This is a genomic window from Oleiphilus sp. HI0132, from assembly GCF_001635845.1.
Genome location: NZ_LWGJ01001213.1, coordinates 1 through 11,817, shown reverse-complemented (window position 1 = coordinate 11,817; position 11,817 = coordinate 1). Strand labels below are relative to the sequence as shown.

Sequence of the window (11,817 nt, the reverse complement as noted above, 5' to 3'; positions counted from 1 at the left end):
TATTGTGCCGCTAAATCTTGTGACTCCGGTAGCCGGAAGTATGACTCATCATCGGCATGCATATTTTTATTCAGGCGCTTGAATATCTCGGTAATCGTATCGACATGAACAACTTCTTCTCGAGCTTCAAGCCATTGGCTGAATGCCTCGACCTGTTGTAAGAATTTCGGGTTGCTTATCTCACCGGATTCTCCGGCAACTAGTGAGTATTCAATTGTATAAATGCCAGAAAGGTTTTCAGCGGTAAAGTCGGTGTCTTTTCTAAATTCTACACTTTGCTTGAAGTAACCGACAAAGTCGTCATTTATCATATTTAATGGTATAGCAGAGAAAATGGCGATTGTTACCAAGCCGGTACCGATCAAAATTTGTCTGCGTTTGTTAATGACGAAATTAGCGATTGCATCAAGGCCTTTGTGTGCTTTATCTGCTTGCTTCTTCTCTTTTACCGGTAGCACCATAACCAGTGCTGGAAGTAAAAATACTGATAGAAAGAATGCTGCAACGACGCCCATAGCTACAGTATTACCTAAATCTCTGAAGGGTGGAACTTCACTAAAGTTAAGTGTCATAAAGCCAACAACTGTTGTGATGCTGGTGATGAAAACCGGCTGGAAATTGATACGTATGGCTTCTTGCATTGCTTCGGCTTTAAGCATTCCGTGCCGCATGTTAAATAGAAAGGTCACTAGAATATGAACGCAATCGGCAACGGCCATTGTCATGATTACCGTGGGCGCTGAGGTGCTTGGACCGGTAAGCGTCCATCCTAGCCAACCGAACATTCCCATTGCGCTGACGATAGACATTATTATGACAACCAAGGTTACGGCGGTACCGGTGAACGAACGTAAAAGCAATAATAAGGTGAAGATTATTATCACAAACATGACCGGAAACAGGTTTGCAAGGTCGTCCTGGGCTGATTCAGAAAAGGCATTGCCTAGCATCACGCTACCTGTGATATAAACATCCAGGTGGGGGTAGTCTTCTTCAAACTGGGCAATCATCACACGTGCTTGCGCTACTAGTTCGGGAATCTCCTGTTCGGTCAATTGAGGAAGTTGAACTGTGGTATTGACCGCAGTAACATGCGCTTGCTTGGAAATAAGGCGACTTTCTAGCAGCGGCTCGCTAAGCGCAATCCGTTTAATCTCGTCCAAATCGGCTTCATCTGGAAATTCAACCAGGTCGTTAACGAGCAAGTCATCTTCTTCGGCTTTTGTATATTGGAAGTTTGTGATTGAATCGACGCGTGTTGAATAAGGCAATTGCCAAGCTCTATCAGTTAGATCTTTAACTGCATTCAAGGTTGGAACGGTAAATACCTCGCCATCTTTCGGCGCTAGAACAACAAATATATTGTCTGATTTTGAATAGGTGTTTTGGAGTGTTTCAAATGCTACCAATTGTTCATTATCTTCTGAAAAGAATACTCGATAGTTTGAGCTGAACCCAATATTGCTAGCTCCGCTTGCTATAAAAAATACAATAGCTAAGGAGGCAATGATGATTAACCATCTGAACTTAATAATCTGCGCGGCAAGTCTATCGACCATAACAATGAACCTTGTAGTAAAAAGTCTTATTTTTGTGGCTGCTAACAATAGTATGTTATTGCCCCGTTGTTCTAATTTAATGCAATCAAACGCTAAATTTTGATGCTTTTATTGTAGTGCTGTTCCTATTTTGGTGTTAATAGGCTAAATTTAGAAATAATGTTCCGTATATGGAATGTATGCGGCTAACTCTAAATGCGAGAGTAAGAGAAGGGTACGAATTGATGCAAGACTTAAATGAAATGGCGATATTTGCAGTGGTTGTCGGATCGGGAAGCTTCACCAAAGCAGCGGACAAACTTAAGCTACCTAAATCTACCGTAAGCCGAAAAGTGAGTCAGCTCGAAAAGCGTATAGGTGTGCGACTTATTAATCGTACAACACGCAACTTAAAGCCGACAGAAACCGGTAAGTTGTATCATGAGCATTGCGTCAAAATGCTTGAGCAAGCTGAAGAAGCTGATCGTGTTGTTAATAATATGCAAGCTGAGCCAAGCGGTACGCTCAGGATTAGTACGCCGCTGTCTTTTGGTACACCTTTCTTCATCAGCACGATTAAACGATTTATGGAGCAGTATCCAAAAGTTAATGTCGAGATCTTCTCCGATGACAAACTGGTTGACTTACTAGAGCAGGAAATCGATGTGGCTTTTCGAATTGGCCCATTATCTGATTCTAGTCTGGTAGCACGAAATCTCGGAACCGCGCGATTGTCACTGTGTGCTTCTCCTGAGTATATTGCTAAAAACGGCATCCCTAAAACGATTCAGGCTATCGAAGATCATACCTGTGTCTCTCACCCAGCATCCGCTTGGGCTTTTCAAACGAATAACGGTATATACGAGTTTGAACCAAAGTCTCGCCTAGTGGCTAATGACATGGAAGTGCTGCGTCGAATGGTTATAGAGGGGGTTGGTGTTGGCGCTTTACCTCAGATTATTATTAGTGAAGATGTCAGGGCGGGGCGTTTGGTTACGCTACTTGAAGATGCACCATTTCAGGAAAGAACCTTTTACCTGGTTTATCCTAGCCGTAGAGAGCCACCTTCGAAGGTTATGGCCTTTACAGATTTTATTTTCTCAAGTTGTAAGCCGGTGCCACCATGGGAAACATTGAAGGAAGTATTTAATACGAATAAGAACTTGGAAAGTGTGCAAACTGCACTTGGCGAATCCTAGGTTTTATAATAGTATTTTTGGGTCAGAATTGGTTATGAGTGAGTACGGCAATGAGTGATGATGAGTTATTTGCAGAAGAAATGCAGGGAGTTACTCGTTTTGAAAGTAGCAAAATTTCTTCAAACAAAGTAGAGGAAGAAACACCAGGAAAGCGTGTTAGGCGCAAACTTGCCGTTGCCGATAAACTTACCGTAGATCCTCTAGCCTCCACCGAAGTGCCTATGCTGAAATCAAATGACATACTTGATTATAAGCGCGATGGTGTCCAGCACGGTGTGTATAAAAAACTAAGGATGGGGCGCTATGAATTAGATGCACGTTTGGACTTACATCGAATGACCGTTGAACAAGCAAGGCGCGAAGTATTCCGCTTTATTGATGAGTGCTCCAGGTACGAGCTTAGAGCAGTTATTATTTTACATGGGAAGGGAGATCGAAATCCTGACAAACTTGCCTTGTTAAAGAGCCATTTAGCGATTTGGCTTCCTCAACTAGACCAGGTAATAGCCTTTCATTCTGCTCAACCGCAGCATGGCGGCACTGGTGCAGTCTACGTAATGCTTCGCAAGGGTGACACTGCTAAACAAAATAATAGAGAGCGTCACGGACTACGTTGAGTCAACAAATCTTAATAAAGTGTAAGTGACTCTAAGTTACTTGGGTGTTAGCATCTAGACGTTAAAAAAATAATAAGATCTTACGTTCGGCGCTGGCCGTGTTTTGATCGCATTTAAAATACTTCTTGCCCTAAGAAGTATAAAAAATAATTAGCATTACTAAGTTCAACTATTTCTATAAAAACTATCTATAGCTTTGGCCAGACAAAGCTTTCTAGCTAGGAGGCAGAATGAAACTCAAGATTAATGGCGCGCCCATATCAATCGACGTCGAGCCAGATACGCCACTCCTTTGGGTGATTCGTGATGAGGTTGGTCTAAAGGGCACCAAGTTTGGTTGTGGTGCGGGTTTGTGTGGAGCGTGTACTGTTCATCTTAATGGTGTCGCCATTCGCTCTTGCATTACCCCTGTTTCGTCAGTGGAAGGCCAAAATATCTCTACCATTGAAGGATTGGCCAGTAAAGATGGTCAGTTGCACCCGCTACAAGAAAGCTGGATTAAACATAACGTACCGCAATGTGGTTATTGTCAGCCTGGACAGCTTATGTCCGCAGCCTCGCTCTTGAAAGCTAATGCAAACCCTAGTGATGAAGATATTGACAATGCGATGTCCGGTAACCTTTGTCGCTGCGGTACTTATTCCCGAATCAAGGCTGCCATTAAAGACACTGTTGCATCACAGCAAATTGCTGCCGATCTATCCTACAAAGCAAAGGTATGAAGCGCTCATAATGCATTCTAATCTCATGAACAAATCTAAAGAGCTTTTACCTGATACAGCGATAAATCGTAGGGATTTTCTTAAAGTTGGTTTAGGCGCTGCTGGCGGCCTTAGCGTGGCGATAACATTGCCAGGCTGCAGTACGCTAAGAAACAATGAACTATCAAATACTGGTAGCTGGTTGGCTAATGCCTGGCTCGAGATACGGCCAGATAACTCTGTGATCTTCACTTTAGATAGAGTAGAGATGGGTCAGGGCACTTACACGGGTATTACAACGCTGCTGGCTGAAGAGCTAGATACCTCACCAGATACTATTCAGGTTGTTTTTGCCGGGGCAAACGCAGCTTATCGCAACCCGGATTATGGCTTGCAGCTAACCGGGGGTAGTAACAGTCTTTCAAGCAGTTGGAGCCAGATTCGCGAGGCAGGGGCTGCTGTACGGACTTTATTGCTACAAGCAGCGTCAGAAGCATTTGCGTTACCACAAGATAACTTAGAGTGCCGTAATGCTTATGTCAGCGTTAAGTCTACCGGCAAAAAAGTGAGTTTTGGTGCTTTGGCTAAACTAGCTTCTCAGCAAGATTTACCGCAGGAAATAAAGGTAAAAGAACCGGCTCAATTCAAGTACATAGGGAAATTCGACGCTCGACTTGATGCAGCTGCAAAGGTAAAAGGGGAAAGCGCTTATGGAATCGATGTTGAATTGCAGGATCTTAAATACTGCGTTGTAGAGCGGGCTCCGAAATATGGGGGCAAACTTAAGTCTGCGAATATCGAAGTCGCTCTTCAGCAGAAAGGTGTTGTCTCGGTTCTTGAGGTTTCCCGTGGTATAGCTGTCGTCGCAAACTCCTATTGGCAAGCAAGGAAAGCATCAAAAGTACTAGAGGCGCAGTGGGCATTTAGTGAAGAGAGTGTTGAAACTAGTGATGCAATCAGCAACCTATATCTGGATAAGCTTGCAAATGATTCCGGCAAATCTATTCGTCAAGACGGCGATACAGCGGAGCTTCTCGAGGCTGATGGCCATATAGAAGAGTTTGAGTTTACAGCGCCTTTTCTTGCTCACGCCACCATGGAGCCAATGAATGCCGTTGCAAGGGTTAGCAAGGGGAAGGCGGAAGTATGGGCTGGAACTCAAGCCCCTGACGTAGCACAAGTTGCAGTCGCAAAAGCGACCAATATCGATCTGGACAATGTAACTATTCATAACCAGTTTCTAGGGGGTGGCTTCGGTAGACGCTTAAGTCAAGATTATATTGCCGAGGCTGCTGAGGTTGCGGAAAAAACCGGACTGACAATTAAACTGGTTTGGTCCAGAGAAGAAGATATCAAGCACGATTTATTTCGACCAGCAAGTTTGCACAAGGTTCGGGCTGCGCTCGACACTAAAGGCCTACCTGTCGCCTGGGAGCATCAAATTGTCGTGCCCAAGATTATGGATTGGTATGTATGGGACGCTTCACCAGCTATGTTTCCTTGGGCGCCTGAGTTTATGTACCCAATGCTGGGGCATGCCGGGCTAATGACCGAGGGAACGCCAATCACTCCAGCTGATACTTCGCCTTATGAAGGTGCTGCCGACTTTCCTTATACGATACCAAATATCAGTGTTAAGCATATCAAGGCCGATGCTGGCGTACCGATAAGCTACTGGCGTTCAGTTGGCCACTCATTTAACGCTTTCGTTGTGGAGAGTGCAATTGATCAGTTAGCTCAGTCAGCTGGACTAGATGCATATCAGTTCCGCAAACAGTATTTAGGTAATTCACCGCGACTACTTAAAGTGTTGAACCTGGTTGCAGAAAAAGGTGGGTGGGGGCGTACGCTGCCTAAAGATGTCCACCAAGGTATCGCTGTGCATAAGTCTTTCGGCTCTTATGTTGCGCAACTAGTTGAACTTAAAGTTGAATATGGACAAGTTAAGCTTCTGACGGTGCATTGTGCCGTAGATTGCGGCATGGTTGTAAACCCTGATATCGTTACAATGCAGATGGAAAGCGGAATTATATTTGGTGCGACTGCCGCACTCTATGGAGAGATTACTTTTGCTGAAGGTGAGGTTATGCAAAGTAATTTTCATGACTATCCTTTGATGAGGATGAATGAATCTCCAGATATTAAAACTTATATTGTCCCGTCAGACGACTCGCCAAGCGGTGTGGGCGAGCCTGGCTTGCCACCGATTGCACCAGCAATCGCTTCTGCTTTGTATAAAGCTACGGGTAAGCGATTTAACTCTATGCCTTTTAAGCTAAGTTAATATGTATGAACAAAACAAGCATGTATTGAATTCGATTAAAGAGTGGCTAGCTCGTGACGAAAAGGTCTTTTTGGTAACGGTTGTTACAACATGGGGAGCTTCCCCTCGTCCGCCCGGTAGTCTGTTTGCCTATAACTCAAGTTTAGGTATGCAAGTAGGTTCTTTGTCAGGTGGTTGTATTGAAGACGCTCTAGTTGAACACCTAAGCCTTGGAAATACCCAATACCCCTTTATCAAAGTCTTTGGTGATCACCCTGATGATGCGCAGCGTTATATGCTGCCTTGTGGCGGTACAATGTCTCTGCTCATAGAGGCCTTGGACAACACTCACCTTTCATACATCTCAAAAATTATATCTACGCTTGATTCCAGGAAATGGCTTAAGCGTGAAGTTTGTTTAGATACTGGTCAAGCAGATATTAGAGTCATGAATCATAAGGAAGCGCATGACATCGATAAGGTTAGTCTCGATAATGCTCGCTTCACTCATGTGCTCGGCCCGATCTATCAAGTACTAATCGTAGGTGTGGGTGAGGTTGCAAGGAATCTCTTGAATATTTTAAAGGCGATCGATTTCCATGTTGAGCTCTGCGATGCGCGTAGTAACGTGGTTGATAGGCACGATGCTAAAAGCTGGGATACTCCGCTGCATCTTTGCTTACCAGATGATCTGATAAAAGAGCGATTTTCTGATTCCTATTCTGCTGTGCTGGCTTTGGCTCACGACCCAAGAGTTGATGATCTTGCGGTGATGGCGGGTTTGCATAGCCGATGCTTTCTGGTCGGCGCAATGGGGTCTCAAAATACTACCAGCAAGCGTTTGCAGCGGCTGCGCACCCTCGGTTTCGCTTCTGAAGAATTAGCAAGGCTAAATGCGCCAATTGGATTTCCGATTGGCAGTAAGCTACCTGCTGAGATCGCTGTATCTATCGCTGCGCAATTAATTCAGGAAAGGAACAAAGTTTCCGCAAAAATGATTGACTCACGGCGCCTTTGTTCAGGATGAGTAGCATATATGTAATCAAATGAAACTGCTGTTACCTGGGCTTACAAATCAAAAGTTAAATAATGTTATTTCTTAATTTGCTGTGCTTAATCTCATTTTAAAGTGAGTCAATATTTGCCAGACTTAGCTCAGTTAATTTCCAGTCTTAATTTATTATTGGTATCAGGGATTCATAGGTGAGCCAATTAGCTCTTTATAATCAATTTAATTTGCGAGCACCGCTAAAAGTTTCGGACGATCATGCTATTCAAGTAGCAGAGCTAGCCGAAGATGGAATTTATTTTGCTCAGCACGACATTCTCACAATGCTGCCCAATACGAGCCCAACTGGAGACCAGCTGCTTAAGCTTTACGAAGAGCTGGTTGAGAATGTAAAGCGTGAGCATAATTATTTATATGCAGATATCGCTCGTATTCATGAAGACGATGTTCATGGCGTGGTATTGCGTAGTCAGTACATTTCTGAGCATACGCACAACGAAGATGAAGCGCGCTTCTTTATTGAGGGGGCAGTACTCGTATATATCCATGTTCAGGAAAAGATACATATACTTCAATGTGGGGCTGGAGATTTATTGATTATTCCAAAAAAAGTTAAGCATTGGATGGACATAGGTCCGCAACCTCATTTTACTGCCATCAGGTGGTATAACACTCGTGGAGGCTTACAGACCGAGTTTACTGGTTCTTATGTTGCTGAGTCTACACCTCGCTGGGAAACTATTTATAACGACTCGAACTCTAAGCGTTGACAATAAGCTAAAAGCCCTCCAGTATTGGCTTATGACTACTATTAATCAAAACACAGCACCTGCAATGAAAGATCTCATGCTTTGTGCCTATGCCTTAATCGCTATTCGTGGTTTAGGCAAGGTTGCCAGCATGCGATGGTGTGTGCGCGCCCGTATGGCAATGCTCGCTGTGTTTCTGAAGAAGTAGTCTGTTTTATAAGCCTTTCAAGTCACAGCAAGAAAATGCAGTGACTTATCGTTTCACCCACCTTATATCGCTGTATTTTCTTTAATTAAACTAACTATTAAAAGAGGATATAGCATGTCTGTGCCCGTGGCGTATGCCACCATTATAATAATCTGGTCGACTACTCCCTTAGCTATTCAGTGGAGCAGTGAAACGATAACGCCCATTAGTGCAATTACGCTGCGAATGTTGTTAGCGGCCGCTATCGGCTATGCGATCTTACGCCTTTTTAAGATTAAACTCTCGTGGACAGCGCGAGCTATTAAAGTTTATGCCGCTTCTTTGCTTGGCGTTTTTCTGGCCATGCTGTGCACTTACATAGCGGCGGCATACGTACCTTCGGGCATTATTTCGGTGATTTATGCACTATCTCCAGTGATATCTAACTTGTTATCACATGTGTTGATTGGCTCTGCTAAGTTTACTCGCGCACGCTGGTTTGCTTTTGGTATATCTTTTTCTGGGCTTTTGCTGATCTTTAAAGATGACTGGGTGGTGATGGACAAAGGCTGGTTTGGCTTATTATTGCTTTTGTTAGCTGTCAGCTTATATAGTCTTGGTGGCGTGTTAGTTGAAAAGCAGAAGTTTAAGGCACACCCATTAAGCATTACGGTAGGCACTTTATTACTATCGGTGCCGCTATTTATTGCAGCATGGTTTGTGATGGATGGTCAGCTTCCGTACCTTGATTGGGGAACACGTTCGCCATGGTCTGTTTTGTATCTAGCGATAGCCGGCTCACTATTGGGCTTTGCATGTTACTTTTTTATTATTAAAGAGCTGGGTGCAACGGCTGTTGCAATGGTGACTCTGATGACACCTGTTTTTGCTTTGGCTTTGGGTGCCTTTTTTAATGGTGAACACATTAGCGAAGTAATGCTAATCGGTACCGCGTGTATCCTTTCAGGGTTAGTTCTTTATTACTGGAGCGCTTCAGAGCGTAAGCTTGATAAGCATAAAAATAGTGAGTCTGTTGAAGTTGCGGGCTGAATGAGGCACCGGCGATTCAGGTTGAATTGCCGGTGCTATATGCTATTTGGTGTCGTATGACTAGTGCTTAATCGATTGAAAATACTGCGCTAATGGTCGCATTGTATTCAATTTCTTTTTGCTGGTAGGTATTACTTTGGCTGTCGCTCATTTCAGCACTCATTGCCATGGCGCGCATTTGTGGGGCTGGTCTTGCTTCGTTGCTAACATGCTTTACATTTAAAATTTTCCCCAAGCTTACTTCGAAGCCTTGGGCAATGGTAGCTGCTTTATTTTTTGCTTTATTAATTGCTTTGTTTAAGGCTTTGCGTTTTAGCTTCTGTTTGTTCTTAAGTGTGAATCTTATACTCCCTAGATGAGATGCTTCTGTGCGGGTGATGTCTTGGATAAGAGCCTGGAGTTGCGCAAGATCATTTAGTTTAAACTCAATTTTGCGCGTAATTTGATTACCTTTGAAATCTCGCTGGTTATTTCGGTATTCGTATTGTGGGTGTAATTGTGTATTGCTTGTGTCGAGGGAGTTCTCTTGAATATCGTATTCTTCTAGTTTTGACAGGAAAGGGCGGACCAGCTTGTCGACGGCTCTTCTCGCTTTTTCTGCTTCAAACTTTGTTGCAGAGAAAGTAATATTAATTATGGCTTGATCGGGCAAGGACTTTGCGCTTGCTGTCGTGCTGACTTCGATAAAGGGTAAGTCAGAATGCGTTTGATCATGGGCCAGGCAAAGACTACTTACTAAGAATGAAAACAAAAAAAGTGATATGAATCGCATGCTTGTGCTCCGTATTAATATTTGGTGTATACCTATACCAGTCTAGTCATTAAAGTTGTAGTTACCATAGGTTCATTCCATCGCAGCGAAACCATTGTTCACGTTATTAGGTGTTTATATTTATGAAGTTCTCAAGTTTCGGCGATAAGTTTACCTCAAAGGCCGGCATTACAAGCTTAATGGAAGATCTTGGAAATGCCTTGGCTGGCGACTCAGGTTTAATCATGATGGGGGGAGGCAATCCTGCGCATATTCCGGAAGTGCAGGATTATTTTAAAAATAGATTGCTGGAAATTGTTGAGTCTACATCCGATTTCCAGCAGCTGATCGGTGTTTACGATCCACCACAAGGCAATTTGGACTTCATTAAGTCACTCGCTTCATTACTTAAAGCTGAATATGGCTGGGATATAGGCCCGCAAAATATTGCTTTAACAAACGGCAGTCAAGCAGCATTCTTTATGCTCTTCAATTTGTTTGCAGGGAAGTATTCAGATGGTAGTAGTAAACAGGTTCTGCTACCACTTGCTCCCGAATATATTGGCTATTCCGATGCGGGTTTGGTTGAAGATTTTTTTATATCAAACAGACCAAAAACTGAGGAAATTAACGCAGAGACATTTAAATACCATATCGACTTCGAGAAGTTCCAAATTACTGAAAGCACGGGAGCGATCTGCGTATCTCGCCCCACAAATCCGACGGGAAATGTGATTACAAACTCAGAGATGAGTAAGTTAGACCAGTTGGCACGTGAACATAAAGTACCATTGATTGTTGATGGTGCTTACGGCACGCCTTTTCCAAACCTTATATTTACTGATGCAGAACCAACCTGGAACCAAAATATTGTCCTGTGCCTAAGTCTCTCTAAATTCGGTTTACCTGCTGCACGTACAGGAATCGTTATTGCGGATGCGCCGGTAATAAGCGCTTTATCGGAAGTTAATGCGATTATGAATTTGGCGACGGGTAGCTTCGGCAGCATAATGGCGAAAGATTTAGTCGACAGTAAAAGAATACTCACCTTAAGTAATGAGGTAATAAGACCTTACTATTTGTCTAAAGCTGAAAGAGCGCGCGACCTTTTATGTGAGTTACTTCAGGGTCTGCCTTTCTTAATCCATAAAGTAGAAGGTGCAATGTTTATTTGGTTATGGTTGAAAGATTGCCCCTTAAGTAACCAGGAGTTGTATGAGAAGTTGAAAGACAAAGGTGTATTAATTGTATCCGGGCATCACTTTTTTCCGGGCTTAAGTGATGACAATTGGAAGCATAAATCCGAATGCTTACGAATAACCTATTCACAAGATGATGTTCTGGTCGATAAAGGGCTTCGTATCATCGCTGATGAGATTAAAAGGGCATATTCTGTCTAAGACAGGTAGCGCTTTTGATACTGAAGCGGTGAACACTTGTACCACGTAGAAAATGCGCGGGTAAAACTACTTTGTTCGCTATAACCTAGCAGCAAGGCAATTTCGGAAAGCGTCAGTTTCGGATCTTTTAGGTAATTTATTACCATCGATTTTCTTATTTCCTGAAGAATATCTCTAAAAACTTTACCTTTTGATTTTAAGCGACGATGAAGCGTACGCTCAGACATGTTGATTCGCGAAGCGACGGTATTCGTATCAGCATCACCCTCATGTAAGCAGCGAATAATCGTATCGGTAAGTTCGGCTATAAAGGTGTCGCAATCTGGTAGGCTTATTAGTAAGTCTTCTGCTTG

The 11,817-nt window shown here is 43.3% G+C and carries 12 protein-coding genes; 9 read left to right on the top strand and 3 right to left on the bottom strand.

Translation table 11 applies throughout. The features are described from left to right. Positions 1-1,559, bottom strand: a 1,559-nt coding sequence (locus A3766_RS17725; protein ID WP_156508953.1) for an RND family transporter, incomplete at its 3' end; no start/stop codon positions are given. 224 nt (positions 1,560-1,783) lie between these two features. Between A3766_RS17725 and A3766_RS17720 the strand changes: the two genes are divergently transcribed. The 8 genes from A3766_RS17720 to A3766_RS17690 all read left to right on the top strand — a co-directional run bounded on the left by A3766_RS17720 (position 1,784) and on the right by A3766_RS17690 (position 9,313). Beyond that, the gene (locus A3766_RS17720; protein WP_068507501.1) at positions 1,784-2,737 is read left to right on the top strand and encodes a LysR family transcriptional regulator; all 954 of its coding nucleotides are present in this window, start codon (positions 1,784-1,786) and stop codon (positions 2,735-2,737) included. 50 nt (positions 2,738-2,787) lie between these two features. Further along, on the top strand, positions 2,788-3,354 hold the full coding sequence (gene smrA / locus A3766_RS17715; protein ID WP_068507499.1) for a DNA endonuclease SmrA: 567 nt from the start codon (positions 2,788-2,790) through the stop codon (positions 3,352-3,354). Positions 3,355-3,584: 230 nt separating this feature from the next. Then, entirely contained in the window at positions 3,585-4,076 is a 492-nt protein-coding gene (locus tag A3766_RS17710) for a (2Fe-2S)-binding protein (RefSeq protein ID WP_068507497.1), read from the top strand. 10 nt (positions 4,077-4,086) lie between these two features. Continuing rightward, positions 4,087-6,339 carry a molybdopterin cofactor-binding domain-containing protein gene (locus tag A3766_RS17705; protein ID WP_082865120.1) on the top strand — a complete coding sequence of 751 codons (2,253 nt, stop codon included), beginning with the start codon at positions 4,087-4,089 and terminating at the stop codon, positions 6,337-6,339. Position 6,340: 1 nt separating this feature from the next. Continuing rightward, positions 6,341-7,345 carry an XdhC family protein gene (locus A3766_RS17700; protein ID WP_068507492.1) on the top strand — a complete coding sequence of 335 codons (1,005 nt, stop codon included), beginning with the start codon at positions 6,341-6,343 and terminating at the stop codon, positions 7,343-7,345. A 176-nt stretch (positions 7,346-7,521) separates the two neighbouring features. Next, on the top strand, positions 7,522-8,097 hold the full coding sequence (locus A3766_RS17695; protein ID WP_068507490.1) for a hypothetical protein: 576 nt from the start codon (positions 7,522-7,524) through the stop codon (positions 8,095-8,097). A 31-nt stretch (positions 8,098-8,128) separates the two neighbouring features. After that, positions 8,129-8,284: a hypothetical protein gene (locus A3766_RS29760; protein ID WP_156490323.1), complete on the top strand. Its 156-nt coding sequence runs from the start codon at positions 8,129-8,131 to the stop codon at positions 8,282-8,284. 114 nt (positions 8,285-8,398) lie between these two features. Then, positions 8,399-9,313 carry a DMT family transporter gene (locus tag A3766_RS17690; protein ID WP_068507487.1) on the top strand — a complete coding sequence of 305 codons (915 nt, stop codon included), beginning with the start codon at positions 8,399-8,401 and terminating at the stop codon, positions 9,311-9,313. A gap of 67 nt (positions 9,314-9,380) precedes the next feature. Here the strand turns inward: A3766_RS17690 and A3766_RS17685 are convergent, their stop codons facing one another. Further along, complete coding sequence (locus A3766_RS17685) at positions 9,381-10,085, bottom strand: SIMPL domain-containing protein (RefSeq protein WP_068507485.1); 705 nt, start codon at positions 10,083-10,085, stop codon at positions 9,381-9,383. Between the two features lie 122 nt (positions 10,086-10,207). Here A3766_RS17685 and A3766_RS17680 point away from each other — a divergent pair, with 122 nt between their 5' ends. After that, positions 10,208-11,464 (top strand): valine--pyruvate transaminase, encoded by a 1,257-nt coding sequence (locus A3766_RS17680; protein ID WP_068567122.1) that lies wholly within the window; start codon positions 10,208-10,210, stop codon positions 11,462-11,464. Here the strand turns inward: A3766_RS17680 and A3766_RS17675 are convergent. Continuing rightward, positions 11,461-11,817: AraC family transcriptional regulator (locus A3766_RS17675; protein ID WP_156508952.1), on the bottom strand; the 357-nt coding region annotated here is incomplete at its 5' end. The genes A3766_RS17680 and A3766_RS17675 overlap by 4 nt on opposite strands.

Excerpts from the sequence above, each read along its gene's own strand:
- A3766_RS17720 (WP_068507501.1), top strand. The coding sequence starts at position 1,784 with ATGCAAGACTTAAATGAAATGGCGATATTTGCAGTGGTTGTCGGATCG.
- smrA (WP_068507499.1), top strand. The coding sequence starts at position 2,788 with ATGAGTGATGATGAGTTATTTGCAGAAGAAATGCAGGGAGTTACTCGT.
- A3766_RS17710 (WP_068507497.1), top strand. The coding sequence starts at position 3,585 with ATGAAACTCAAGATTAATGGCGCGCCCATATCAATCGACGTCGAGCCA.
- A3766_RS17705 (WP_082865120.1), top strand. The coding sequence starts at position 4,087 with ATGCATTCTAATCTCATGAACAAATCTAAAGAGCTTTTACCTGATACA.
- A3766_RS17700 (WP_068507492.1), top strand. The coding sequence starts at position 6,341 with ATGTATGAACAAAACAAGCATGTATTGAATTCGATTAAAGAGTGGCTA.
- A3766_RS29760 (WP_156490323.1), top strand. The coding sequence starts at position 8,129 with ATGACTACTATTAATCAAAACACAGCACCTGCAATGAAAGATCTCATG.
- A3766_RS17690 (WP_068507487.1), top strand. The coding sequence starts at position 8,399 with ATGTCTGTGCCCGTGGCGTATGCCACCATTATAATAATCTGGTCGACT.
- A3766_RS17685 (WP_068507485.1), bottom strand. The coding sequence starts at position 10,085 with ATGCGATTCATATCACTTTTTTTGTTTTCATTCTTAGTAAGTAGTCTT.
- A3766_RS17680 (WP_068567122.1), top strand. The coding sequence starts at position 10,208 with ATGAAGTTCTCAAGTTTCGGCGATAAGTTTACCTCAAAGGCCGGCATT.